This is a genomic window from Actinopolymorpha sp. B17G11, from assembly GCF_040196095.1.
Classification (GTDB): domain Bacteria; phylum Actinomycetota; class Actinomycetes; order Propionibacteriales; family Actinopolymorphaceae; genus Thermasporomyces.
In genome coordinates, this window is sequence record NZ_JBEFTW010000004.1 from 138,533 (window position 1) to 164,304 (window position 25,772).

General features: G+C 68.9%; 21 protein-coding genes and 1 pseudogene. 10 read left to right on the forward strand and 12 right to left on the reverse strand.

The features are described from left to right. Nucleotides 1-197: 197 nt before the first annotated feature. From ABN028_RS06600 to ABN028_RS06615, 4 genes are all read right to left on the reverse strand, one after another. The gene (locus ABN028_RS06600) at nucleotides 198-1,658 is read right to left on the reverse strand and encodes an ATP-binding protein (protein ID WP_349695977.1); all 1,461 of its coding nucleotides are present in this window, start codon (nucleotides 1,656-1,658) and stop codon (nucleotides 198-200) included. Nucleotides 1,659-1,704: 46 nt separating this feature from the next. After that, nucleotides 1,705-2,385 carry a response regulator transcription factor gene (locus ABN028_RS06605; protein WP_349329146.1) on the reverse strand — a complete coding sequence of 227 codons (681 nt, stop codon included), beginning with the start codon at nucleotides 2,383-2,385 and terminating at the stop codon, nucleotides 1,705-1,707. A 143-nt stretch (nucleotides 2,386-2,528) separates the two neighbouring features. Continuing rightward, the gene (locus tag ABN028_RS06610) at nucleotides 2,529-2,807 is read right to left on the reverse strand and encodes an acylphosphatase (RefSeq protein WP_349695978.1); all 279 of its coding nucleotides are present in this window, start codon (nucleotides 2,805-2,807) and stop codon (nucleotides 2,529-2,531) included. A 32-nt stretch (nucleotides 2,808-2,839) separates the two neighbouring features. Continuing rightward, nucleotides 2,840-3,328: a hypothetical protein gene (locus ABN028_RS06615; RefSeq protein WP_349695979.1), complete on the reverse strand. Its 489-nt coding sequence runs from the start codon at nucleotides 3,326-3,328 to the stop codon at nucleotides 2,840-2,842. A 147-nt stretch (nucleotides 3,329-3,475) separates the two neighbouring features. Here ABN028_RS06615 and ABN028_RS06620 point away from each other — a divergent pair, with 147 nt between their 5' ends. After that, the gene (locus ABN028_RS06620) at nucleotides 3,476-4,027 is read left to right on the forward strand and encodes a hypothetical protein (protein WP_349695980.1); all 552 of its coding nucleotides are present in this window, start codon (nucleotides 3,476-3,478) and stop codon (nucleotides 4,025-4,027) included. Here the strand turns inward: ABN028_RS06620 and ABN028_RS06625 are convergent. Beyond that, nucleotides 4,000-5,451 carry a DNA polymerase IV gene (locus tag ABN028_RS06625; protein WP_349696048.1) on the reverse strand — a complete coding sequence of 484 codons (1,452 nt, stop codon included), beginning with the start codon at nucleotides 5,449-5,451 and terminating at the stop codon, nucleotides 4,000-4,002. The two genes, ABN028_RS06620 and ABN028_RS06625, sit on opposite strands and share 28 nt — an antisense overlap. Before the next feature lie 196 nt (nucleotides 5,452-5,647). On the opposite strand from ABN028_RS06625, the gene ABN028_RS06630 reads away from it, so the two are divergent. From ABN028_RS06630 to ABN028_RS06640, 3 genes are all read left to right on the forward strand, one after another. Then, nucleotides 5,648-6,871, forward strand: coding sequence for a DUF4192 domain-containing protein (locus tag ABN028_RS06630; RefSeq protein WP_349695981.1), 1,224 nt, complete (start codon nucleotides 5,648-5,650; stop codon nucleotides 6,869-6,871). A 178-nt stretch (nucleotides 6,872-7,049) separates the two neighbouring features. Beyond that, nucleotides 7,050-8,534, forward strand: a complete 1,485-nt coding sequence (locus ABN028_RS06635) for a glutamate-cysteine ligase family protein (RefSeq protein WP_349329151.1) — start codon at nucleotides 7,050-7,052, stop codon at nucleotides 8,532-8,534. Nucleotides 8,535-8,702: 168 nt separating this feature from the next. Continuing rightward, on the forward strand, nucleotides 8,703-9,014 hold the full coding sequence (locus ABN028_RS06640; RefSeq protein WP_349329152.1) for a WhiB family transcriptional regulator: 312 nt from the start codon (nucleotides 8,703-8,705) through the stop codon (nucleotides 9,012-9,014). 57 nt (nucleotides 9,015-9,071) lie between these two features. Here ABN028_RS06640 and ABN028_RS06645 read toward each other — a convergent pair whose 3' ends face one another. Beyond that, a complete protein-coding gene (locus tag ABN028_RS06645) occupies nucleotides 9,072-9,590 on the reverse strand; it encodes a hypothetical protein (RefSeq protein WP_349695982.1) in 519 nt (172 codons plus the stop codon). A gap of 134 nt (nucleotides 9,591-9,724) precedes the next feature. Here ABN028_RS06645 and ABN028_RS06650 point away from each other — a divergent pair, with 134 nt between their 5' ends. The 4 genes and pseudogenes from ABN028_RS06650 to ABN028_RS06665 form a co-directional block, all read left to right on the forward strand. Further along, complete coding sequence (locus ABN028_RS06650) at nucleotides 9,725-10,117, forward strand: universal stress protein (RefSeq protein WP_349329154.1); 393 nt, start codon at nucleotides 9,725-9,727, stop codon at nucleotides 10,115-10,117. Nucleotides 10,118-10,190: 73 nt separating this feature from the next. After that, nucleotides 10,191-10,760 (forward strand): HhH-GPD-type base excision DNA repair protein, encoded by a 570-nt coding sequence (locus ABN028_RS06655; RefSeq protein ID WP_349695983.1) that lies wholly within the window; start codon nucleotides 10,191-10,193, stop codon nucleotides 10,758-10,760. Nucleotides 10,761-10,963: 203 nt separating this feature from the next. Continuing rightward, nucleotides 10,964-12,631 carry an RNA polymerase sigma factor gene (locus ABN028_RS06660; protein ID WP_349329156.1) on the forward strand — a complete coding sequence of 556 codons (1,668 nt, stop codon included), beginning with the start codon at nucleotides 10,964-10,966 and terminating at the stop codon, nucleotides 12,629-12,631. A 232-nt stretch (nucleotides 12,632-12,863) separates the two neighbouring features. Next, nucleotides 12,864-14,093, forward strand: a pseudogene (locus tag ABN028_RS06665) (RNA polymerase sigma factor); the annotation flags it as partial. A 10-nt stretch (nucleotides 14,094-14,103) separates the two neighbouring features. On the opposite strand, the gene ABN028_RS06670 reads toward ABN028_RS06665, so the two are convergent. Both ABN028_RS06670 and ABN028_RS06675 read right to left on the reverse strand, forming a co-directional pair. Continuing rightward, entirely contained in the window at nucleotides 14,104-15,717 is a 1,614-nt protein-coding gene (locus ABN028_RS06670; RefSeq protein WP_349695984.1) for a hypothetical protein, read from the reverse strand. A 365-nt stretch (nucleotides 15,718-16,082) separates the two neighbouring features. Then, a complete protein-coding gene (locus ABN028_RS06675) occupies nucleotides 16,083-16,295 on the reverse strand; it encodes a DUF7455 domain-containing protein (RefSeq protein WP_349329158.1) in 213 nt (70 codons plus the stop codon). Between the two features lie 368 nt (nucleotides 16,296-16,663). Here ABN028_RS06675 and ABN028_RS06680 point away from each other — a divergent pair, with 368 nt between their 5' ends. Next, nucleotides 16,664-18,757 (forward strand): DNA gyrase/topoisomerase IV subunit B, encoded by a 2,094-nt coding sequence (locus ABN028_RS06680; protein WP_349695985.1) that lies wholly within the window; start codon nucleotides 16,664-16,666, stop codon nucleotides 18,755-18,757. Between the two features lie 112 nt (nucleotides 18,758-18,869). After that, complete coding sequence (locus ABN028_RS06685; RefSeq protein ID WP_349695986.1) at nucleotides 18,870-20,240, forward strand: APC family permease; 1,371 nt, start codon at nucleotides 18,870-18,872, stop codon at nucleotides 20,238-20,240. Here ABN028_RS06685 and ABN028_RS06690 read toward each other — a convergent pair. The 4 genes from ABN028_RS06690 to ABN028_RS06705 form a co-directional block, all read right to left on the reverse strand. Further along, nucleotides 20,179-21,927: an MFS transporter gene (locus ABN028_RS06690; protein WP_349695987.1), complete on the reverse strand. Its 1,749-nt coding sequence runs from the start codon at nucleotides 21,925-21,927 to the stop codon at nucleotides 20,179-20,181. The genes ABN028_RS06685 and ABN028_RS06690 overlap by 62 nt on opposite strands. 45 nt (nucleotides 21,928-21,972) lie before the next feature. Beyond that, nucleotides 21,973-22,674 (reverse strand): LppX_LprAFG lipoprotein, encoded by a 702-nt coding sequence (locus ABN028_RS06695; protein ID WP_349329162.1) that lies wholly within the window; start codon nucleotides 22,672-22,674, stop codon nucleotides 21,973-21,975. Nucleotides 22,675-22,889: 215 nt separating this feature from the next. Then, complete coding sequence (locus tag ABN028_RS06700) at nucleotides 22,890-25,349, reverse strand: DNA gyrase/topoisomerase IV subunit A (RefSeq protein ID WP_349695988.1); 2,460 nt, start codon at nucleotides 25,347-25,349, stop codon at nucleotides 22,890-22,892. A 104-nt stretch (nucleotides 25,350-25,453) separates the two neighbouring features. Next, nucleotides 25,454-25,720 carry a hypothetical protein gene (locus ABN028_RS06705; protein ID WP_349695989.1) on the reverse strand — a complete coding sequence of 89 codons (267 nt, stop codon included), beginning with the start codon at nucleotides 25,718-25,720 and terminating at the stop codon, nucleotides 25,454-25,456. Between the last annotated feature and the right edge of the window lie 52 nt (nucleotides 25,721-25,772).

Genomic DNA, 25,772 nt, shown 5'->3' on the forward strand with positions numbered 1-25,772 from the left:
AGGTCCCGAAGAAACCCCCATGTCCGGTCAGTCCGGCTTCGGGCTCCCTGGCCCCGGCTCCTGACGCCGGCGACGCCGGGAGCGAAACGCCCACCGTACGACATGACCGCGACCACCGGGCGCGCGTCCCCTGGTGGCACGCTTCCGGATCCGGCGGCGATGGGTGGAGACCAGAGCCGCCGGAAGCCCGTCCTTGCTCAGCGGTCCGGTGCGGTGGGTGGGGGTCCGGGCTCGCCCGCACGCGCGTGGCCCGGCGTACCGGGAAGCTGCAGTGTCAGCAAGGCGCCGCCACCTGATGCTCGGCCCGCGCTGACGCTGCCCCCGTGGCGCTCGGCGACCTGCTTGACGATCGACAGGCCGAGCCCTGATCCGGGCATCGTCCGGGCCTCCTCCGAACGGTAGAACCGCTCGAACACGTGCGGCAGATCGGCGTCGGCGATGCCGGGACCCTGGTCCGCGACGTCGAGCACGCCTCCGCGCAACGTGACCGTCACGGCGGCCTGCGGCGGGCTCCACTTCGCGCCGTTGTCGAGCAGGTTAGTCACCGCCCGTTCGAGCGCCTGTGCGTCGCCGAACACCGTCCACGGTTCCGCGCTCACGTCGAAACGCAACCCGGGTGCGCGCCGGCGTACACGTTCCACGGCGTGCCCCACGATGTCGGCGAGGTCGACGGGAGCGTGAGTCGCGGCCGGCGGGTCCTCCCGCGACAGTTCGACCAGGTCACCCACCAGCGACGAGAGCTCCGCAACCTGGGCGCGGACGTCGCGCAGCAGTGCCTCCCGGTCGGCGGGCGACAGCCCCGGTCGGCCCTCGCTCTGCGCGAGCAGGTCGAGATTGGTCCGCAAGCTGGTGAGGGGTGTACGCAGTTCGTGGCCGGCGTCGGCGATGAGGCGGCGTTCGCGCCCGCGGGAGTCGGCCAGTGCTGACAACATCGCGTTGAACGCATGGGCGAGCCGGGCCAGCTCGTCTGTGCCCTGCACAGGAATCGGTCGCAGGTCACCGGTCCGGGCGACGTGCTCGGCGGCGGCGGTGAGACGGCGTACGGGGCGGAGACCGGTCCGGGCGATGCCCATCCCCGCCCATGCCGCGACGGCGACTCCCGTGCCTCCGACGAACAGCAGCACCAGCCCGAGCCGCTTCAGCAGCGCTTCGGTCCGTTCGGTCGACTGGCCGAGGACGAGCGCGAATCCGCGGACCCTGGAGGCCGGCACCGCGACGACGCGGTAGGTCTTGCCGTCATCGCCTTCGGCCGTACGCACGCTCGAGGGGAGGAAGCCGCGCGCGACGTTCAGCTCGGGCCTGCCGAGCGGGGGATTGCGGAACCTGCCCTCCTCGGTCTTGGACGCGATGACGCCGGTGTCGGCGCGGAGGAGGGCGATCCGGATGTCGGCCGCACCGAGCGCCTCGGAGGGGATCTGGGCAAGCACCTGCTGGTCACCCAGCGGGCTGGACGCCGCCGCCTGAGCGCGTTCGAAGAGGCTGGCGTCGATCTGGCGGAGAAGTGACACGCGGACGGTGACGTAGGCCGCGATGGAGACGAGGACCACGATGAGTCCCACCCCGAGCGCGGCGAGGAGCCCGACCCGCGCGCGCAGACTGAGACTGCGCTCGCGAGGCCCGGACGGGCGGGGAACGGACGGGCGGGGGCCGGAACTCACGGGAGGACTCTCGGCTGGAGGTTCGCGGCGCGTCTCATGGCGCGACTCACGGTGGGGTGTCACGAAGGACGTAGCCGACGCCTCGCACAGTGTGCAGCAGCCGAGGTTCCCCGCCAGCCTCGGTCTTGCGGCGGAGGTAGCCGACATAGACCTCCAGGGAGTTCGCCGAGGTCGGGAAGTCGAAGCCCCACACCTCCTCGAGGATCTGCGTACGCTCCAGGACCTGCCTGGGGTGGCGGAGGAAGAGCTCGAGGAGCGCGAACTCGGTACGTGTCAGGCTGATCGCCCGTTCACCGCGGAGGACTTCCCTCGTGCTCGGCTCGAGCGTGAGGTCGGCGTAGGCCAGCGTCGTGCCGTCAGAGCCCGGCGTCGCGCGCCGGAGCAGGGCTCGCAGCCGGGCCAGCAACTCCTCGAGCGCGAACGGCTTGCTCAGGTAGTCGTCCGCCCCGGCGTCGAGGCCGGTGACCCGGTCCGCCACCGCGTCGCGCGCGGTGAGGACGAGGATGGGCACATCGTTGCCGGTGGCCCGCAGCGCCCGACAGGTGGCGATTCCGTCGAGGCGCGGCATCATGACGTCGAGGATCACCGCGTCGGGATTCTTCGCGGCGACGCTTCGCAGCGCCTGCTCACCACTCTCGGCAAGCTCGACCTCGAAGCCGTTGAAGACGAGCGACCGGCGCAGGGAGTCCCTGACCCCCTGATCGTCGTCCACGACAAGGATCCGCACGAGACGCAGTCTGCCCCCTCGACCTGAACGCACGCTGAGCGCAATGCGGTGCTGACCTGCGTGGTCTCGGGTGTGCGTTGCAGGCCCGCCCGCACCGGGGTGGTTTGCGACGTACGTCCGCGTCATCGTGGTCTCCGGGCCGCTCAGCGGCGGATCTCGAACGACGTGAGGCCCTCCACCCGCTCGTCGTGCGACTCGAGGTGCAGGACTTGGGCGGTGGGTGGACCGGTCCGGCACCAGTCGAGCATCGTGGCGACCTGGACCTCGGTGCTTTCGAAGACGGCCTCGACGGCGCCGTCGTGGCGATTGCGTACCCATCCGGCCACTCCGGCGGCGTTGGCCGCGCGCCGGCAGCTGTCCCGGAAGAACACTCCCTGGACCCTTCCACGGGCGACGACGCGGGTACGAATGATCGCGGACATGCCACCAGCATGCCCAAGGCCGCACGGACAGGTCAGGCTGCGAGGGCGGGGAGCTGGCCGGCGGTCGTCCCGGACCGGCAGCGCCAGCCGTGCTCGGTCACCAGGAAGACGTCCGCCACCGGCAGGCCGTACAGACCTGACTCGTCGGTGAGAGCGTGCAGCCAGGCGTCGTCGGTCGGAAGCCAGACGACCCGACCACGCCGGCAACGGACCATGACGACCGCATGGGTCGGTGGGCTGGGCCGTTCCTTCGGCGCCATCGTGGCGAGCATGCCGCGGAGGGAGGTGCGTGCCTCCGCAGCACCGATTGTCCCGCCGGACGAGCCGGCGGGCGACCTGCCGGACGAGGCGGCGGGCGACGGTGGCGGCAGGTCGATCCAGCCGGCATGGTCGACGTAGGAGCGGGACAGTCGGATGATCGCCAGGACGACGCGATCGCGGCCGAACGGCACGTGTCGGCCGATCCGGCGCAGGAGCGTCCCGGGATCACGCTGGGCAACGGAACGACTTGTTCTGGTCACACAGCCAAGCCTGCCCGATTTGCGTCAGATGCCCCGGTAGTTATCCACAAGTAGCACGCTGTGGATGATCGACACCGGACAGTGCCGCCGATCGGGCATGCTTCCGTCCACCGTTTCACCGGGAGGAAGCCGCAACGGGGAGGAAGCGTGGAGAGATTCCATCTGGTCGGTTGCATCCGAGTAGAGCCGCCGCTGCGGCGGGTTGAGTTCGAGTACCTCATGGCGTTCGCCGAGTCGCGCCGGTGGAGCCGGCCGGATGGCCCTTACGCGGTACCCGGCAACCCGCTCGCGGAGTGCCTGGACTCGTCGCTCGACCTGGCGAGCTACGGCGTACCAGCGGAAGGGCAGCCGGGCCTGTTGTGTCCGTGGATCCCGAGCCGGGCCGGGGAGATCCTCGTGCCGGTGGACGGCCTGCCCGGTGGCAACGGGCTGCCACCCGGCGAAGTGGCCGGGTGGCTGGACTATCTGAGCGAGCACTTCCTCCGTCCGGGCGCGCTGACCGAGAAGGTCGACGAGGGCCCGTCGGCGGAGACGTTCGTCGACTTCGGTTTCGATCACGTGCTGAACGGTGCGGCGGCGGTGTCCAGTGACCGCACCGGGCTCTTGACCCTTGTCCGGGTCGCGGCCAACCAGATCAGGGTCGAGGCCGTTTCCGAGAGCGTGCCGTCCGGTCAGTCGGACCAGGTCAATGGTGTGTAGGGCGCGAGGTCGGGGTCGTCAGCGGCAAGGGTGCGCACGACGCCCGGGGTGGTTGTCGCGGTCTCGAACCGGACCGTCACCCGACCGAGGCCCGCTCCCCAGACCCAGCCTCGGCCGTACGACGCGTGAACGGCGTCCGCGCCGGGCATCCAGCGCCGCGCGCCAGGCTCCTGTGTCGCGTCACCCGCGTGAGGTCCGCCGGCATCTGTGCTGACGTCGGTCTTCCGCCCGCTGGCCTGACCCGCTTCGCTGGCCTGACCAGCGCCGGCGGGCGGCTCGGTCATGTCCGCCTGCCCCCACTCCGCACCGGCAGTGCCCGCGGAGGTCGCGTCCTGGGGGAGGGCGTCGTCGCGGGAGGAGAACAGATCCTGCTGGGCCCAGTCCGCGAGTCCTGACACACCCACGCCGAGCAACCGCACCCCGGCCGACGTGTCGACCTCCTGGAGCAGGCGGCGGGCGAGGGCCGTCACCGTCCGGCGATCGTCGGTGGGGCCGGCGACCGTGGCCGAACGGGTATGAGTGGTGAAGTCGAAGAGCCGGATCTTCACCGTGACAGTCCGGCCGGACAGTCCCTCGCCGACCAGACGTTCGCAGACCCGGGTGGCGAGCCGGTCCACTATCACGGCGAGCAGGGCCAGGTCGGCGATGTCGCGGTCGAAGGTGTCCTCGACGCTGATCGACTTCGACTCGCGTTCGGCGACGACCGGCCGGTCGTCCTGCGCCCGGGCGAGTCGGCTCAGCGACTGCCCGTGAGCCTTGCCGAGCAAGGAGACGAGTTCGTTCTCCGGGACCCGTGCGAGCTCACCCACCGTGTGCACTCCGATCCGGCGCAGGCGTTCGTTGGTGGCCGGTCCCACGCCGGGGATTCGCGACACTGGCATCGGCCGCAGGAGCGCGCTCTCGGTGCCGGGTGGGACGACCACGAGTCCGTCCGGTTTGTCGAGGTCACTCGCGATCTTGGCGATGAGCTTGGAGGACCCGGCGCCGATCGATGCGGTGACGCCACCGCTGGTTTCGCTCACGCGTGCCTTGAGCTCACGGCCCAGGTCCTCGACGTCCGCGGCGCTCAGGTCGGTCTGACCGGCGGCCGCCAGATCGACGTACGCCTCGTCGAACGACACCGGTTCGACCAGCGGGGAAACTTCGCGCAGAACGGCCAGGACCGCGCGACTGGTCAACCGGTACGCGGCGAAACGCCCGCTGAGGAACGCCGCATGTGGGCAGCGCGACCGCGCCTCCGCCATCCGCATGGCCGAACGGACACCGAACGCGCGCGCTTCGTACGACGCCGTGGCGACGACTCCGCGCGGCCCCAAGCCACCGACGATCACGGGCTTTCCGCGCAGCGACGGCTTGTCGCGTTGCTCGACCGCGGCGAAGAACGCATCCAGGTCGAGGTGGAGGACGCTCGGCTCGGTGCGCACAGGCGTCATCCTCGCAACCTCGGGAGGCCGGTGACGTGAGTGGACGACCGGTTCGGCCGCCGCGGTACTCAGGTGGGCGTGGGACCCGGCGGCGCTTGGCCGGCCACATTTCATCCACAGGTACGTGATCGGCGGGTTCGTCCACAGGCCGGCGAACATGCCGGCTGCCCGACTCCCGCGCTGCCACGCTCGACCCATGAACACACCCACCCGTACCCACCGTCCCGGCCTCACCCTGCGCACCCCCGAGGACGTCCTCGCCAAGGTGCCCTACCTCGTGGGCTTCCACCCACACGAGAGCCTCGTCGTCCTGGCCATCCGACCGGACCAGGAGGTGCACTGCACGCTGCGGGCCGACTTGCCACCCGACGTCAGCTGGCCCGACCCGGAGAGGCGAGATGATGCCGGTGACGCCGCGGTCGCTGACCTTGTGGACCTCGATGTCGCCTACCCCGGCGTTGACCGCGGCGTTCACCCGGGCACGGAGACAGGCGTTGAGCAAAGCACACAGGCAGGCGTTGACCCGGGCACGGAGACAGGCACGGAGACAGGCACGGAGACAGGCATCGGCGGGCGGATCGACGAGAGCGAGATCCTCGACCTCGCCGTGCACCTCGCGGACGTTCTCTTCGGCCAGGAGACGACCCATGCCCTGCTGATCGCCTACACGTCGAACTCGTTCCGCGCGGGCCCGGTGCTGCGGATCGTCCACGCCGTTCTCGAGGCCGCCGGTATCACAGTGCTCGACCGGCTGATCGCAGATGGGCAGCGCTGGTGGTCTGACGCCTGCCTGGACGCGGGATGTTGTCCGCGGTCCGGCACTCCGTACGATCTCGCGCACCATCCGGTGACGGCCAGGTCGGTGTTCGCAGGCGAGGTCGCGCTCGCCGACGAGGAGGCCTTGCGCCGTTCGATCGCGCCCACCGACGGGGAGTCGGCGTCTGTCATGCGTGCACTCATCGCACGGGTGGGGGAGGAGGTCGCGGGCCGGTCGAGTGCCTGTGCCACCGGAGACGCCGTACGCACGACGGGCCAACGCATGGACGATGCATGCCACTATGTCGCCACCCTCGTCGAGACAGGTGCGGGTGTCTCCTCACCCCTGACCGACGAGCAGGTGGCAAGGGCCTGCGTCCTGGTCGCTGACCACAAGACGATGGCAGCGGTCGCAAAGCTCGTCACGCCGGAGACAGCGGGCGTCCACCAGGACCTGTGGACACGCGTGCTCCGCCGGACCGTGGCACCTCACGATGCGGGTCCCGCGACGTTGTTGGCGTTCGCGGCGTGGTCGGGCGGGCATGGGGCCCTTTCCCGCTGTGCGCTCGAACGCGCCCTCGCGAGTGATCCGGACTGTCCGATGGCCTACTTCGTTGCGGAGCTGTTGACCCACGGCGTTTCTCCGGGGCACGAGAGGGTGTGAGATGCCTTAAGCAGGGGTGGTCCGCCGTCCTCACCGATGCCGGATTCTGTTGTCCAGCTTCTTCGTTTTCTGATGAGATCTGAGGAATTCTGGTCAAGACAGTGCCTCGCGGCCCCTTGGCGAGAAGTGCATTCGATGCGACTCTCGCGGTGAGGGGTTCCTGGGGGAGGAGCGGCGGATGGGGCAGGAGATCGAGGCCCGGGCCTTCACCCGTGAGGACCGTGCCAGGTTCCGCAGCAAGCTACGTCGCTGCACCGAGGCGTGCACGCAGATGCTCGACGAGTCGTGGTTCGAGGGCGACTCGAGGTCGACCGGATTCGAGATCGAGCTGAACCTCGTCGACGAGCGCGGCGATCCCGCTCTCCGGAACGCCGAGATCCTCGAGGCGATCGACGATCCCGCCTTCCAGACCGAGCTGGCGCAGTACAACATCGAGGTCAACATGGCACCGCGCCGGCTGTACGGCAGTGCCCTGAAGGACTTCGAGGACGACCTGTGGGCGCGCCTCAACGCCGCTGACGCGAAGGCCCGTGAGCGCGGTGCACGGATCGCCATGGTCGGGATCCTGCCGACGGTGACGGCCGGCCACATGTCGGTCGACGTACTCTCTCCCAACACCAGGTACAAGCTCCTCAACGACCAGATCATCCTCGCCCGTGGCGAAGACATCCGGATCGTCATCGATGGGGTCGACGAGCTCGTGATGACGACCGACACCGTGGCGCCCGAGTCTGCGTGCACGAGTACCCAGCTCCACCTGCAGGTGAGCCCGGACGCCTTTGCTGCCTACTGGAACGCCGCCCAGGCCATCGCCGGCCCGCAGGTCGCCGTCTGCGCCAACTCCCCGTTCCTGTTCGGCAAGGAGCTGTGGAGAGAGACCCGGATCAAACTGTTCGAGCAGGCGATCGACACCCGCAGCGACGAACTCGTGGAGCAGGGCGTCCGGCCCCGGGTGTGGTTCGGCGAACGCTGGCTCGGTTCGGTGAGCGAACTGTTCGACGAGAACGTCCGGTACTTCTCTCCGTTGTTGCCGGTATGTGACGACGAGGATCCGCTGGAGTCGCTGGGCAGTGGGCGCACCCCTGACCTGTCGGAGCTTCGCCTGCACAACGGCACGATCTACCGCTGGAACCGACCGGTCTACGACGTCGTCGACAACCAGCCCCACCTGCGGATCGAGAACCGTGTCCTGCCGGCCGGGCCGACCGTCGTCGACGTCCTCGCCAACGCCGCGTTCTACTTCGGTCTGGTTCGCCAGCTCGCAGAAGCCGACCGTCCGCTCTGGTCGCAGATGTCCTTCGACGCGGCGGCGGAGAACTTCGTACGCGGTGCGCGCCACGGCATCGGTGCCGAGCAGTACTGGCCAGGTTCCGGATGGCTGCAGGCCGCCGAACTCGTGCTCCGCAAGCTCCTGCCGCTCGCCCACGAAGGGCTCGCCAGCTGGGGCGTCGACCGTGCCCAGCGCGAGCGCCTGCTCGGCGTGATCGAGCAGCGCTGCCTGTCCGGGCAGAACGGCGCCGCTTGGCAGGTGGCCACGTTCCACCGCATCTACGACCGGGGTCGTATCTCGCGCCTCGACGCGTTGCGCGAGATGGTGCGCCGCTATCTCGAGTACATGTCGACCAACGCGCCGGTGCACACCTGGCCTGTCGACCAGTCCTAGCCGGACCTGCGAACCCCGGGTCCCGGCTGGAGCGATCCCCGGGTCCCGGCCGGACCAGTTGACCCGGCGCGCACACCCCAGCCTCCGGACATACCTCGCTGGGAACTCGGACCGGGAGGCAACCGTCATCCGGGGAAAAGCGTCTGAAGGCCCGAGAGGAGGTCGATCATGCCCAACCAGCGTCGTGTCGGCCGGGGTGGCCGCCATCCCGTCCTGCGCGGGTCGTCCTGGACCTGGCAGGAGCATGCAGCCTGCCGGAGCGAACCTGCCGACATCTTCTTCGGCCCGGAGGGCGAGAAGCCGGCAGAACGCAATGAGCGCGAGCAGCGTGCGGTCGAGATCTGTGCGGGATGTCCGGTCCGCCAGCAATGCCAGGGACACGCGGTTCGGCTGCCCGAGACCTACGGCGTCTGGGGTGGGACGACCGAGGCCGGGCGGCAGACGTCCCGACGCGGCCGACTGGCCTCTCCCGCCGCGTAGGGCCGGCCGTCTCCTCCTCTGATCGGGCATCAACCACCCGAGCCCCGAGCGCTGCGGCTAGCGACTGCCCACCGTCCGGCGCACGCGAGGCACGACCACAGGTTCGGTGCCGGTGACGTCCAGCCAGCCCAGCCGGGTCGCGGCATAGATCGGCGCCGGTTCCACGCCCACGATGTCGCAGGCGACGAGCCAGGAACGCCACCAGTCACGATCGTGTTCGAGGAACTCGAGCGGCCCCGGGCGAACGACGATCATGGTGGCGCGCACAGGTGAGGCCGCTCCGCCGGTCACTGGCTCGCCGGCGGCGTCTCCTGGTGACACCAGGCTTTCCAGTGTCCTGACGGCCAGGTCGACCCGCAATGCATGGTCGAGCGGGGCATGAACCGCGCCGGCAAGGAGGTCGCCAGACGGGTCTCCGGCAGGTGCACCGTCGCGGGCGAGCAGGTGGACCTCGGCGCTTGAGGTGAAGATCCGGCGGCGCGTCCGGCAGCGGAGCCTCCACACGGCGCCGGTCAGGAGGCTCACCAATGCCGGGTGTGGACTGCAGGGACCGTCCGGTCCCGATGTCACGGGCATGCCCGCACTCTGCCGCAACCCTCCGACCGTCGGCGGAGGTCATCCACAGGCAGCGTGCCCGTGTAGTAGCGTCCGGGCGCAGGCCCCCTGGGCCTCTCGTCCGTACGACGTGCAGTCTGTGGGAGGTGCGCCCGATGGCGGCGATCGTCGTGGGCTATGTCGACAAGCCCGAGGGGCGCGCCGCCCTGCAGCGTGCCGCCGCCGAGGCGAAGCTCCGCCGGGCGCGGCTCGTGGTGGTCAATTCCCAGAGCGTCGCTGATCCGACCACGGACGAGGCCCTGGCGGCCGTGCGGGCAGAGCTCACCGAGGACGGTCTCGCCCACGAGGTCCGTGAACCCGCCCCCGGGCTCGAACCGGCGGAGGACCTCATCGCGGTGGCAGGGGAAGTGGCCGCCGACTTCATCGTGATAGGGCTCCGCCGCAGGTCACCGGTCGGCAAGCTGATCCTCGGCAGCAACGCCCAGCGGGTTCTGCTCGACGCTTCGTGCCCGGTCCTTGCGGTGAAGGCGGATTCGGGCCACGGCTAGTCCGGGCGGTGTCGGGACCGACGATCACGCACCTGCCCCTGGAGACAACGACAACGATGTGAGGAACGCGTTCATGGCCATCTCGATCACCGGCGATCCCGCGGCTGACGCCGAGCTCGACAACCCGTTCTCGCTACTCTCCGGCATGCTCCTGGACCAGCAGGTCACCATGGAGAAGGCGTTCTCCGGCCCGCGGGTGCTGGTGGAACGACTCGGTGGTTCGCTGGACCCGCAGGTCGTCGCCACCTACGACCCGGAGGCCTTCGTCGAGGTCTGCGCCCGCCCGCCGGCAGTCCACCGTTACCCCCGGTCGATGGCAGCGCGGCTCCAGACGCTGGCCCGCCTCGTTGTCGAGACGTACGACGGAAAGGAGGAACGGATCTGGACCGACGTCGCGACCGCGAAGGAGCTCCACGCCCGGCTGAAGAGCCTGCCCGGCTTCGGACCGGCCAAGGCGACGATCTTCGTCGCGCTCCTGGGCAAACAGGTCGGTGTCCGCCCGGAAGGCTGGCGGGAGGTCACCGGGAACCTGGGCGAGGAAGGCACTTTCCGCTCGGTCGCGGATGTGGTCGATGCGGATTCGCGGGCCAAGGTGCGGGCATACAAGCAGGAGCAGAAGCGTGCTGCCAAGGCTGGGCGCTGAGACCGGGCGTCACTTGGTGGCCGACGTATGCTGGAACATCGAGCATCCGGGCCGACCGCGTGAGGGATCGTGCCGCGAAGTCATCGTGATCTGCCTCTAGCGGGTGCCGCGCGGGTAGCCCCGTCGGCACGTGCCAGAATGCTCCCTTGCACTTGGCCCGGTGTCCCGGTCACTCTCACCACGAGTACGACGAGAGGAAGTTCGTGTCGTCCCGCACGTCCCGGTTTGCACCACTCCTTGAAAGCCCCGAAGTCCAGCAACTGGTCGCGCATGGCCGGGAACGCGGGCATGTCACCGCTGAGGAGGTGCGCGGCGCGTGCGAAGAAGTCGGGATCGACAAGACTCAGTGGGCGAACCTGCTGCGATACCTCGGCGAGGAAGGAGTGACCGTGTCGGTTGACTCCACCACCCAGACCACCCGCAAACGGGTCGCGGCGGCCGCTTCGCGGCGCGCGGCCGCGGTAACGCAGAACGCCGCGACACCGGCGAAGCGGGCGAATTCGGCACCGAAGTCCCGCGACGCGAAGGGGTCCGGCCCGTCCGCGCCCGGCCGCCCGGGCGGCCGCTCCACAGACGCCCCCAGGCTCGCCACGGACGCCGCGGTGGAGCTCCGGGCCGGCGAGGAGGCCCCGGCCGCCGAGCAGGCCAGAGCGCTCACGAGCGTCCCTGACGAGCCGGTCCGGGCAAGTGCCGACCCCGCCGACCCGGCACCGTCCGGGAAGGAGGGCGCGGGAGCCACCAAGTCGGCGGAGGCCAAGACGGGCCCGAAGTCGCGGGCGAAGGCGGCTGGCACCAAGTCCAAGAAGGGTGCGTCTGCTCCCGCGAAGCAGAAGAAGGCCGGCGACGCCGACAGCGAGGTCGCTCTCGAGATCGAAGGTGCGCTCGAGGAAGAGGGCTTCGTTCTGTCCGAGGACGATGACACCGACGAGCCGGAGCAGCAGGTGGTGGTCGCCGGTGCGACCGCCGACCCGGTGAAGGACTACCTCAAGCAGATCGGCAAGGTTCCCCTGCTGAACGCCGAGCAGGAGGTGGAGCTGGCCAAGCGGATCGAGGCGGGGCTGTTCGCCGAGGAGAAGCTCGCGCCCGAGGAAGGCACGCCGCCGCCCGCAGAGGCCACCACCGAGCTCGAGTGGATCGCCGAAGACGGTCACCGTGCCAAGAACCATCTGCTGGAGGCGAACCTCCGCCTCGTGGTGTCGTTGGCGAAGCGCTACACCGGCCGGGGCATGCTCTTCCTCGACCTGATCCAGGAGGGGAACCTCGGGCTGATCAGGGCGGTGGAGAAGTTCGACTACACCAAGGGCTACAAGTTCTCGACGTACGCCACGTGGTGGATCCGCCAGGCGATCACCCGGGCGATGGCCGACCAGGCGCGCACGATCCGGATCCCCGTCCACATGGTCGAGGTGATCAACAAGCTCGCCCGCGTCCAGCGGCAGATGCTGCAGGACCTGGGCCGGGAACCTACTCCGGAGGAGCTGGCCAAGGAGCTGGACATGACTCCGGAGAAGGTCATCGAAGTCCAGAAGTACGGCCGCGAGCCGATCTCCCTGCACACGCCTCTGGGTGAGGAGGGCGACTCCGAGTTCGGGGACCTGATCGAGGACTCCGAGGCCATCGTCCCCGCGGACGCCGTGTCGTTCACCTTGTTGCAGGAGCAGTTGCATGCGGTGCTCGACACCCTGTCCGAGCGCGAGGCCGGCGTCGTGTCGATGCGGTTCGGGCTGACCGACGGCCAGCCGAAGACGTTGGACGAGATCGGCAAGGTCTACGGTGTGACCCGCGAGCGGATCCGCCAGATCGAGTCCAAGACGATGAGCAAGCTCCGCCATCCCAGCCGGTCCCAGGTGCTCCGCGACTACCTCGACTGACCAGGGTTCGGCGGTGGCGGCGAGCCGCGCCACCACCGCCGAGTTGGCGGTCGACCGCGAGGTGAGATAGTGATAGTTCCGTGACACACGCCACCATGCCCCGTACTCCCGTCCTGGCGTACGGGGCTCTTTGGTTTGTCCAAGAAGCACCGAGGGTTGTCCAAGCACCGTGGGTTGCCGAAGCACATGCTGCTCGTTGGTGTCAGCACGGGGCGGCTCATGATCCGGCGCATCGACCTGTCCGTTTGCTGCTGTCCCGCCCCCGGGACGACGGCAGGAGTTGAAAGGGAAGCGCGTGAGCATCGAAGGCATCGAGCAGACGCCGGCGCAGAAAAGCCGAAAGCGGGTCCGCAAGACGGCGCGCAAGTCGGCCAAGGCGCCTGCGGCAGCGGCGGTGACCGCGGTCGCGGATCCGAAGAGCGACTCGGCCGAGCCGCCTGCCAACGGCGAGGTCGTCGGCGACGTCGACCTCGAGGCCGACGGTGAAGGTTTCGTTCTGTCCGAGGGTGATGACACCGACGAGCCGGAGCAGCAGGTGGTGGTCGCCGGTGCGACCGCCGACCCGGTGAAGGACTACCTCAAGCAGATCGGCAAGGTTCCCCTGCTGAACGCCGAGCAGGAGGTGGAACTGGCCAAGCGGATCGAGGCGGGGCTGTTCGCGGAGGAGAAGCTCGCGATGGCCGCTGACCCCTCGGTCGTGGAGGCGGGCAGTGAGCTGGACTGGATCGCAGAGGACGGCCACAAGGCGAAGAACCATCTGCTGGAGGCGAACCTGCGGTTGGTGGTGTCGTTGGCGAAGCGTTACACCGGCCGGGGCATGGGTTTCCTGGATCTGATCCAGGAGGGCAACCTGGGTCTGATTCGGGCGGTGGAGAAGTTCGACTACACCAAGGGCTACAAGTTCTCGACGTACGCCACGTGGTGGATCCGGCAGGCGATCACCCGGGCGATGGCCGACCAGGCGCGCACGATCCGGATCCCCGTGCACATGGTCGAGGTGATCAACAAGCTGGCTCGGCTGCAGCGGCAGATGCTGCAGGACCTGGGTCGGGAACCTACTCCGGAGGAGCTGGCCAAGGAGCTGGACATGACTCCGGAGAAGGTCATCGAGGTACGCAAGTACGGCCGCGAGCCGATCTCCCTGCACACGCCTCTGGGTGAGGACGGCGACTCCGAGTTCGGTGATTTGATCGAGGACTCCGAGGCCATCGTGCCCACCGACGTGGTGACCTTCGCGCTGTTCCGCGAGCAGCTGCTCTCGGTCCTCGACACGCTGAGCGAGCGCGAGGCCGGCGTGATCTCCCTCCGCTTCGGGCTGACCGACGGCCAGCCGAAGACGTTGGACGAGATCGGCAAGGTCTACGGTGTGACCCGCGAGCGGATCCGCCAGATCGAGTCCAAGACGATGAGCAAGCTCCGCCATCCCAGCCGGTCCCAGGTGCTCCGCGACTTCCTCGACTGACCGGGTTGGTTCACCTGTGCCGGTCGGCCAGTTGGGCTTCGTACAGTGAGGCCGGCACGAGACCGGGTTGGTTCGCACCCTCGATGTGGCCCGTCGGCTGCTCGAACGGTCCGTCGCCGGTGACCTCGCCCGCACATCCGATCGCGTAGTTCTGCGCGGTGGGTGGTCTCTGGACGACGAGTCGACGCCCGGCCATGTCGGCGTTCCACGCCACCGAGTGCGCCGACGCCCAGCCGTGGCCGGTGCCGTAGTCGCCGCGGTTGTAGATACCGAGGGTGATGCCGGTGGCTGGCGCGACCTCGCGGTGGTTGTCCCAGAGCAGCGCCTGGCTCCACCGCCGGTGACCCTCGCTGGAGGCGAGGCTGCCTTCGGAGACTCCACGCAGGAAGACCACGCCTGAGGCGGTGGAGGTGCCATTGGAGATGTACGCATGGCGGGCCCTGCTGGCGTAACAGTCGGCGAAGAGGACCTGCTGGGAGTACTTCTCGGTGTTGAAGTTGTAGCGCAGCCCACCGGTGACCACAGAAGCCGGATCAAGTGCGCGGCTTTTCACGATCGTGGCCCGGGTGCACTCGTCGGTTTCCACGCCCGCCTTCGCGAAATGCAGCATCGTGCAGCCACTGACCCACACGTCCTCGACCTGGCGGAGCTTGATGGCGACCCAGGCGTGATCCTCGTCCTGGTCGGGATCCCCGGCGAACTCGATGTCGATCCGGAGATCCTCCACGCCGACCTCTGCCACCACGCCGGTCCGGTCCCACGCATAGACGTACGACGGCGACAGGTCACGGCGTAGGTGGTTGAAGAGGGGTACGTCGACGGTGACCCGGTTTCCGCGGATCTCGGTGATCCGCCGGTTGTAGACGATCGGCTGACTGTCCACGGTCCACGGTTCGTCCCTTCCCGTGGCGCCGTGGTCGATCGCTGCGAGCCACTCGGCCGTGCAGGGATGGACGAGGATCAGGCCGTCGCCAGGGGAGAGCGCCGAGGCGTCGGCGACGTTGAACGAGCGCGCACCCACCTCGACGACGTCGGAGGTGACGGTGGTCCGGGTGCCGGGGACCTCACCACGCCACTGCGTACTCGCACCGCCGCCGACAACGAGGACGTCGCGGTGCTCGGGCACGTTTCCGACCGCACGGATGACCGTGTTGGACGCCGGATCCACCTCGTCGCCGACACCACGCAGGACCACGCCGTCGTGGTTCAGGCGTACGGTCCCGGCGACGGGATAGATGCCGGCCTCCAGCAGGACAGCGCCGCGCAGACCGTCCGGGTCCTTCGGGAGCTGGCCCACTGCGTCGATGGCGGCCTGGATGTGGCCGGTGTTGTCACCCTCGACGGGTCCGATCCGGCGGACGGTAGGCACCTCGGGGATCGGCTGGTCGGCGTTCCGGTAGCCCGCGTGGCTGAAATCGGGGATCCGGTTCTGTTCGGCGTCCTGGTGGTAGCGGAGGCGGCCGTCGGCGTCGTAGTGGACGAGCCGCGACTGCCAGCCGGTCTCGGTCGCACCAGCCCCAGATCCCGTCGCCCCGGCCGGGAGCCGCCCCGCAAGCTGACCGAGCACCAGGCCTCCACTCATCGTGAGAAGCGACCGCCGGTTCACCGCGTCGAACGACGCCATGGTGACACCCACCTTCGACATCTGCGACGAGAGCCACGGACCGGCCTCATCAGACGGTGAGTACGTGATCGACGCTGAGTATGGTCGGCCGGGCGGATCGGTGGAACCGGGCGGCCGGGACAGCCGTGGCGATAACCGGACGAGGTCTCCCGAGGACGCTCAGTACGGTCGGTTCCGGCGGTTGCGGCTCAGGGTCCGCCGGCTCGGTGGAGTAGCGCCCAGGTCCGCACGCCTGGCCGGGGCCGGGTGACCGCGCCTGGGGCGCCTGCGTGGGGTCCTGGACGCGAACGTGCCGGCCACCACGTGGATGGCCGGCACGGACGTGCGTGGCGTCGAGGGCGGCACCGCGGGGGCGCCGCCGTAGGTCAGTTGGGGGTGTCCGTTTCCACACCGAGTCGGTTGGTCTCGTCCTGGATGTCGGTCGCGACCTCGCGCAGCTTCGCAGAGTGCTCGCGACCGTGATGTGCGCAGAACAACAGCTCGCCGCCAGACCCCAGGGACACCCGGACGTACGCCTGGGCGCCGCAGCGGTCGCAGCGGTCCGCGGCCGAAAGTGGCGTGGCAACTGCAGCAGTCACGTGATCTTCTCTCCGTTGTCGAGGACTCCAACTCCGTCAACATCCAACCAGGTGCCAGCTCTTCCCGCCCAGCTGCCGGAACCTGTGGTGCCGTTAGGGCAAGCTTGACCCCGCCAGGCGGACCGCGCCACTCCGAAGGGCCCGAATACGTTCCGCGCTCCGCGCAAAAAGGGACCCTTGGCGGCCGGATGTGGTCGTATGGCGCTTGCCGATGTGGCCAACGTCACTCCCTCCTTCCGGCTCGGCGTGGGAGTCCTGGCCTGTCCCCGCAGGTCGGTAGCCTGAGAGCGCTCAACAGCCCAGGAACGGTCTCCCAGACGACAAATATCTACGAAACGTAGTGATGAGACCACGGAGAGGAGCGGTCCTTGTCCACTCGGCCGGCGGACCTCGATCACTCTGGCTACACCGCGCGCCACCTCACGGTGCTCGAGGGCCTGGAGGCCGTACGCAAACGGCCAGGCATGTACATCGGTTCCACCGACACCCGGGGGCTCATGCAGTGCCTGTGGGAGCCGATCGACAACGCGGTGGATGAGGCGCTCGCGGGCGCGTGCAGTCGGATCGAGGTCATCCTGCACCCCGACGGCTCGGCAGAGGTTCGTGACAACGGGCGCGGCATCCCCGTCGACATCGAGCCGCGGACAAAGCTCTCCGGCGTCGAGGTGGTCTTCACCCGGTTGCACGCCGGCGGCAAGTTCGGCGGCATCTCCTACACCGCCTCCGGCGGCCTGCACGGTGTCGGCGCCTCGGTGATCAACGCCCTGTCCGAACGCCTCGACGTCGAGGTCGACCGGGCGCCCGCGACCTGGGCGATGAGCTTCCGCCGCGGCGTGCCGGGGTCCTTCTCCGCCGAGGGACCCAAGACGTCGTTCAGCAAGGGATCGGGACTCTCCAAGGTCGGCAGGGTCAAGAAGGGCACGACCGGAACCCGGGTGCGGTTCTGGCCGGACCGGCAGATCTTCACCAAGGATGCGGTGTTCGCCTTCGACGAGTTGGTGACCCGCGCGCGTCAGACCTCGTTCCTGGTTCCCGGGCTCGAGGTGGTCGTCCGCGACGAGCGGGTCGGCGCTGACGACGGCGGTCCGCGGGAAGAGAGCTTCCGCCATGACGGCGGCATCGCCGAGTACACGGAGTTCCTCGCCCCTGACGAGGCCGTCACCGGTGTCATCCGGCTACAGGGCGAAGGCCACTTCACCGAGACGGTGCAGGTGCTCGACGACAAGGGCCACCTCAGCCCTCAGGAGGTGGAGCGCGACCTCGGGGTCGACGTGGCCGTCCGCTGGGGGGCCGGCTACGAGACCGAGATCCGTTCGTTCGTCAACGTCATCGCCACCACCAAGGGCGGTACGCACCTGCAGGGCTTCGAGCGGGCGCTGACCCGCACCGTCAACGACGTGTTGCGCGGTTCGCGGCTCCTGCGTACCAACGAACCCGACGTCACCAAGGACGACATACTCGAAGGCCTCACGGCCGTCGTGGCCGTACGTCTGGCCGAGCCGCAGTTCGAGGGCCAGACCAAGGAGATCCTCGGCACCCCGGCGGCCACGCGGATCGTGTCCAATGTCGTCAAGAAGGAACTCGACGCGTTCCTGACCTCCAGCAAGCGGGGCCAGAAGGCACAGGCCCGCGCCGCACTGGAGAAGGTCGTCGCGGCGGCCCGTGCGCGCGTCGCGGCGCGCCAGCACCGTGACGCACAACGGCGCAAGAACGCCCTGGAGTCCTCTGCCCTGCCGGCGAAGCTCGCCGACTGTCGGTCCTCCGACGTCGACCGCAGCGAGCTGTTCATCGTCGAGGGAGACTCTGCGCTCGGCACAGCCAAGCTCGCCCGCAACTCCGAGTTCCAGGCGTTGCTGCCGATCCGCGGCAAGATCCTCAATGTCCAGAAGGCTTCGGTCTCCGACATGCTGAAGAACGTCGAGTGCGCGGCGATCATCCAGGTGGTCGGAGCAGGTTCGGGTCGTACGTTCGACATCGACAGCGCGCGCTACGGCAAGATCGTCTTCATGGCCGACGCGGACTCCGACGGCGCCCACATCCGCTGCCTGCTGGCGACATTGTTCTGGCGCTACATGCGGCCGCTCGTCGAGGCCGGGCGCGTCTTCACCGCCGTACCGCCCCTGCACCGGATCGAGCTGGTCAATCCCAAGAAGGGCCAGGACAAGTACCTCTACACCTACTCCGACGCGGAGTACCACCGCACCCGGGTCCAGCTCGACAAGCGTGGTGTCAGGCACAAGGAGCCGCCGCAGCGTTACAAGGGCCTCGGTGAGATGGATGCCGGCCAGCTGGCCGAGACCACGATGGATCCGCGCCGGCGCACACTCAGGCGACTCACGGCCGCGGGGGCGGAGGAGGCCGAGCGGGTCTTCGAACTCCTCATGGGTAACGACGTGGCGCCCCGCCGGGAGTTCCTCGTTGCCAGTGCGCGCGACCTCGACGAGGCGCGGATCGACACCTGATCCTTCCCCGACGCAATCCCTCCGCGTCGTTGAGCGACCACACCTGAGCCGGTACGGTGCTTGAGCGGATGATCTCGATCACGATTCACCGGCGCTAAGGGGGAAATGGCGGGTGTCTGAGTCCACCGGGACGGCGGCGACCGAACCAAACGCGCAGCCTGAGCTTCGCCGGGTCATCGGTCCCAAACTGCTGCTCTTCTTCGTCATCGGCGACATTCTCGGCACCGGCATCTACGCGCTGACGGGCACTGTCGCCGGCGAGGTCGGCGGCGCCGCGTGGATGTCGTTCGGGCTGTCGTTCATCGTCGCGATGTTCACCGCGACGTCCTATGTCGAGCTGGTCGGCAAATACCCCAAGGCTGCCGGCGCCGCGCTCTACACCCAACGTGCGTTCGGGATCCACTTCCTCACCTTCATGGTGGCATTTGCCGTCATGTGCTCGGGGCTCACCTCGGCGGGTGCGGCGTCACGGGCGTTCGGTGGCGACTACCTGCAGGAGTTCTGGTCGGTGCCGACGCTTCCCGTGGCGATCGGGTTCCTCATCGTCCTTGCGCTGATCAACTTCCGCGGTGTCTCGGAGTCGGTGAAGTTCAACGTCTTCCTCACCTGCGTCGAGCTGTCCGGGCTCATCCTCATCATCGTGATCGGTACGCTCGCGCTGACTCGCGGCGTCGGTGATGCCGGTAACGCGCTGGAGTTCAACTCCGAGGGCACGGCGTTCGGGCTCGTGGTCAGTGGTGCCGCGCTGGCATTCTTCGCCTTGGTGGGTTTCGAGGACTCGGTCAACATGGCCGAGGAGACCACCGACCCACAGCGGACCTTCCCTCGCGCGCTGTTCCTGGGCATCACCTTCACGGGGATCGTCTACATGCTGGTCGCGTTCTTCGCCACCGCGCTGGTCCCGCTCGGCGTGCTGGGCGAGTCGACCGGCCCACTGCTCGAAGTCGTCCGGGCGGGTGCAACCTGGTTCCCGCTGTGGCTGTTCTCGCTGATCGCACTCTTCGCCGTGACCAACTCCGCACTGATCAACATGATGATGGCGTCGCGACTGGTCTACGGGATGTCCCGGGAGCAGATCGTGCCGTCGGTCTTGGGCACTGTGCACCCGTTCCGGCGTACTCCGTGGGTCGCGATCTTCTTCACGTCGGTGCTCGCCATCGGCCTGGCCAGCTGGGGTGGCGTCAGCGACCTCGGCGGTACGACGGCGCTGCTGTTGCTGTGCGTCTTCACCCTCGTCAACGCCGCCGTGCTCGTCCTGCGCAAGGACCGGGTGGAGCACGAGCACTACCGCGCCCCGACCGTCTTTCCGGTTCTGGGCATCATCAGTTGCTTCTATCTGGCCACGCCATGGTCCGGTCGCGACCCTCAGCAGTACCTGATCGCCGGCGTCCTGCTCGTCATCGGACTCGTGTTGTGGGTGGTCAACTGGCTGGTGCAGCGGGCCATGGCTTCGCGGGCGAGTGGTGAGGAGCCCCGCGCCTGAGGCCGGTGCGCCGCAGGGTGAGGATCGCGACCACGCCCGCGATCGCCGCACAGGAGGCGGCTCCGGCGAAGATCGTGTGGAGCTGGACGAGTGCCGCTTCGCGGAGCGCGTCGGCGTACGCGGGACACTGAGCGGGAGTGTCCGGGCACAGCGCTTCTGGCGAAGGGATCCGCGTCTGCTCGGCGAAGAACCGCCGCAAGCCCACGGCCGTGAGCGCGGACAGCCCCACCAGCATGCCGACCATCCGCGCGACGACCAGCAGGGCGCTCGCGACCCCGTGGGTCTCGGCTCGGGTCGCGGCGAGCAAGGCGGCGTTGACGGGCGCGATCGCGAGTCCGAAACCGAGCCCGCCCACGACAAGGGCGACGTCGCTCCATGCGCTGTCGAGAGCGTCCTGCCGCCACATGGCCATCGCGACGAACGCGCCTGCGCTCATCGCCATGCCGGCGGCGGTGAGCAGGGCCGGCGGGAGCCGGCTCGTGAGCCAGCCACCGACGAGGGCCCCGACCGGCAGGGCGACGAGGAAGCGCAGCAGCACGAGCGCGGCACCGAACTGCGAGTCCGGATAGTGGGTGGCCCGGGCGAAGATCGGCACGTCGACGAGTGCGGCGATGAGCGCCGCGCCAGTGAAGAAGCTGACGACCAGTGCACCCCACGCGGCAGGTGCGGCGAGAGTGTCGCGAGGCACGATCGGGTTCGTGGCGCGACGCTGACGCCAGGTGAACGCCAGCGCACACAGCGCCGCCGCTCCGAGCAACCACGGTCCGGCCGGGGAGAGGACCTCCGTCGCCGGATCCGCGACCGCGAACGCGAGGACCACCCCACCCAGCGCAAGGCCCAGCAGGAGCGCCCCCGGGAAGTCGGCGGCCGCGACGACCGCGGGAAGCCGCCGAAGGCTCAGCAGCGGACGGTCGGCCGTGGCCTGACGGGCGAGGAAGAGGCCGGACAGCACGAGGGTCGCGATCCCGATGGGCGTGGCGAGTCTTGACTCGCCGGCGAGCGGGAGGAACGCCAGCCCGAGCGTCACGTCCGTGACCAGGCGCCCTGGTGCGGTGAGGGTGAGCGTGAGCGCGCTCAGTGCGAGCAGCCCGAGCAGGATGCCCGGCAGGTCACGAGGCGGGCGCGCCGGCGCCGTGGTGGTCGTGCGCCGGAATCCCAGCGCCAGGAACAGCCCGCAGCCGAGGTTGATCCAGAAGATCATCCGCCAGTCGGCGACGAGCAGGATCACGGCGCCGTAGAGCGGGCCGATGACGCTTCCGAGCTCCTGCACCGCCCCGACGACACCGAGAGGGAGGCCGCGGCGTTCGGGAGGCCAGAGGTCGGCGACCAGGGCGAGTGTCGCAGGCACGAGCCCGCCGCCGCCCACCCCTTGCAGGAACCGCCCGGTGACGACGATGCCGAGGTCGTACGACGCCGCGGTGAGCAGTGACCCCATGGCGAAGAGCAGCACCGCCGCGACCAGCACAGGCGTACGGCCGAACAGGTCGGAGAGTCGGCCGATCAGCGGCAGCATCGCCACATAACCGAGGAGGAAGCCGGAGATGACGGGTGTGGCCCGTTGCAGCTCGTCGACGTCGAGGCCGACCCCTACCATGATGTCCGGCAACGCGAGGACGACGACGTAGGTGTCGGCGGCGGCAAGGAGGACCGCGACGCAGCCGAGGGCCAGGTGCGAGCGGGACCCCATGCGGCCCGGAACCCTCCCGTGGGTGTCAGGTGTGCCAGGCACTCGTCAGGCGCCCTTGTGGGGCTTGGTGATGGTCGCCGGCTCGCCGTAGCGGTCGAGTACGACGGTGTAGGTGGTCGTGCTCTTCTTGTCGTAGAACGGCCCGCGGAACGTCGCCTTGCGCAGCTGCCCGGTGTCCTCGGCGACGAAGAAGTTCGTCTCGAACGTCGCCCGCGGATCGGCCACGACCAGCAACCGGCCGACGACCTTCGCGGGGAGGCGGGCGCTGACCTGGGTGACGACCTCGCGCCCGGAACGGGCTCGTCCGACATGCCTGACTCGTTGCGCATCGGTCAGGAACGACGACAAACCCTGTCCCGGATCGAGCATCAGCGCAGGGTCGGCGATGCCGAGGCGGTCCGGGTCGGTGGCGGCGAAGCGTTCGGTGAACGGGATCTGGGTGTACAGCGTGCCGTCGAGCGAGACGACCTTGAGGGTGAGCGCGACACCGCCCGTGGCCACTCGGAAGCGACCGGAGAACGCGGCCGGTCGCTTGGCGATGCCGTCGCCGCCGACGAGCACGGCGCCAGCCTCGGGGAGGCCGGCACTTGTCACCCGGAAATGCACCGTCCTGGTCGCGTCGAGTTCGCGCTTCGCCTCGACGAGAGTGGACCGCGGGTTCGCCGGGGGATCCTCGGCGCAGCCGACCAGGACGGTGGACGCCGTCCACGCAACGAGGGCGAGGAGGATGCCGACACGTCGACGCACCCGCATAGCCTGCCATGGCCGCGGGTCGGCTCCGCAAATGACCACGCTGCCTTTGTCTGTGGCATCCGGTCCAGGCGCCGGTACCTGTTTTGGTTGCAGACACCTGCTCAGCGTGGTCATTTGCGGCGTAGGCCAAGAGCAGAGCACTTCACCCGCAGGGCATGGGCAGTGACCGTTCCCGCAGGACATTGGGGCGGTACGCCGCCCCGACACGTCTAGCTGAGAGGGCCGGCGACGGCGGCGATCGGCTGGCTGGCCGCGACCCCCGAACCGTCCCGCTTGCCTGTCGCCTCCGGCAGGTCGATGACCGCACCACTCGCCGCCGCCGCCCGGGCCGGGCCGACGCCTGCCCACGCGAGCAACAGCGCGTCTTCGCCCTTGAGTAGTCGGTGGCAGCGGACGCCACCGGTGGCTCGGCCCTTCGCGGGATACTCGGAGTACGGCGTGACCTTCACCGTGCCCGCATCCGTGCCGGGCAGGGCCGACAGCGAGCCGGCGACGGTGACCACCACCGCATCCCGGACCGCGGCCTTGCCGGACGGTAGGGCGCCGAAGAAGACCACCCGCGCCTTCGCTCCGAGCCGGATCCCTGCCATCCCGCCGGCCGTCCGTCCCTGCGGGCGTACGACGGATGCAGAGAACCGCAGCAGCTGCGTATCGCTGGTGACGAAGACCAGGTCCTCGTCGCCGGTACCGAGCTCAGTCGCCCCGACGATCTCGTCGCCGTCCTTGAGCGCGATGATCTCCCAACTGTCCCGGTTGGTGAGGTGGTCGGGCTGGACGCGTTTGACCACACCGTCCTTCGTTCCCAGGGCGAGGCCGGCAGAGTCGGGATCGAACGTCGTCAGGCACAGTGGCCGTTCGCCGGACTCCAGGGAGACGAACTCACTGAGCGGCGCACCCCCCTGGAGGTTGGGCGAGTTGGCCGTCGGCGGGAGCGCCGGCATGTCGAGGACGCCGAGCCGGATCAGCCGGCCGCGACTGGTGACGAGCCCGACCTGGCCGCGCGCGGTGGCGCGTACGGCCGAGATCACCACGTCGTGCTTTGCCCGTGGGCCGTCGGTCGGCAGCGGGTCGGGACCCGCCGCCCGGGCCAGCAGCCCGGTGGACGAGAGCAGTGCCCAGCACGGGTCGTCGGCCACCTCGAGTGGGACCGTGCTGGTGACCGTCTGGCCGGACGACTCGAGCAGGACGGTACGCCGCTCCGTTCCATACGCCTTCGCCACGTCGGCCAGCTCGCCGGACACGAGCCGCTTGAGCAGGCGTTCGTCTTCGAGGATCGCGGTGAGCTCGCCGATCTCCTTCTCCAGATCCGACTTCTCCTTCTCCAACTCGATCCGGGAGAACTTCGTGAGCCGCCGCAACTGCATGTCGAGGATGTACTGCGCCTGCGCGTCGGACAGGTCGAACACCGCGATCAGGCGTTCCTTCGCGGCCGCCGCGTCGTCACTGCCCCGAACGATCTGGATGACCTCGTCGATGTCGATGATCGCGATCAACAGACCCTCGACGAGGTGCAGGCGGTCCGAGGCCTTCGTGAGCCGGAACTGCGTGCGTCGGCGGGTCACGTCGTAGCGGTGGTGGAGGTAGACCTCCAGCAGCTCCTTCAACCCCAGCGTGCGTGGCTGCCCCTCGACCAGCGCGACGTTGTTGATGTTGAACGAATCCTCCATCGGCGTGAGCTTGTAGAGCTGCTCGAGGATCGCCTCGGGATGGAAGCCGTTCTTGATCTCGATGACGAGTTGCAGGCCGTGCTGGCGGTCGGTGAGGTCCTTGAGGTCGGCGATGCCCTGGAGCTTCTTGCTCTGCACGAGGGCCTTGATGCGTTCCATGATGCGTTCGACGCCGACGTTGTAGGGGAGTTCGGTGACGACGATTCCCTTACGCCGTGGAGTGACGCTCTCGACCCGGGCGGTGGCGCGCATCTTGAACGCACCGCGTCCGGTTTCGTACGCGTCCCGGATCCCGGCCAGGCCGACGATCTTGCCGCCGGTCGGCAGGTCGGGTCCGGGGATGAACCGCATCAGATCGTCGAGGCTGGCGTTCGGCTTCTTGATGAGGTGCCGAAGCGCCTGGACGACCTCGATGAGGTTGTGCGGCGCCATGTTGGTGGCCATACCGACGGCGATCCCGGTGGCGCCGTTGACGAGCAGGTTGGGCAGCGCAGCCGGCAACACGCCGGGTTGGGTCTCGCGGCTGTCGTAGTTGGGCACCCAGTCGACGACGTCCTCGTCGAGGGACTCCGTCATGGCAAGAGCCGGCCGCGCCATCCGACACTCCGTGTAGCGCATCGCTGCCGGACCGTCGTCCAAAGATCCAAAATTGCCGTGCCCATCGACCAGCGGGACCCGGAACGCCCAGCTCTGGGCCATCCGGACGAGTGCGTCGTATATGGCCAGGTCACCATGCGGGTGCAGTTTTCCCATGACCTCGCCGACGACGCGGGCGCTCTTCACGTGCGCGCGGTCAGGACGCAGCCCCATGTCGGACATGGTGTAGAGAATCCGGCGCTGTACGGGCTTGAGTCCGTCGCGGGCGTCGGGCAACGCCCGGAGGTAGATCACCGAGTAGGCGTACTCGAGGAAGCTCTTGCGCATCTCGTCGCCGACGTCGATGTCGGCGATCTGCTCCTCGAAGTCGTCCGGCTGCACCATCGAACTCTTGCGGCGGGCCATAGCGGTTGTGCACTCCTCGGGTCCGGGTGAGAAGAACCAGTAGGGCTCCTACGAATAGTGGCATCCTCCGCCCACAGCCCGGCTGAGCGACGCGCGGTGGTGCCTCAGCTGGATGCCGGCCGGACAGGGCGAGCAGCGAAGGCCGTCCGCGCCAGCGTGCTCCACGCGGTGCTGACCAGCAGGTAGACGCCGGCCGCGAGTGGGACGAAGGCGGCGACGACCAGCGTGGCGTACGGCAGCAGGGGAGCGAGCCTGGCCGCCAGCGCCGGAGTCTCATCGGGGAGGGTACGCCGAGTGAGCCGGGACGACCACCACGCGACCCCCGCGAGCAACGCGAAGGAGCGCGCAGTAGACGAGCACAGTCGGGTCATCGAGGGCGGGAGCGAGGACGGACGTGAGAAAGGTGACGATCTGGCGGTACGC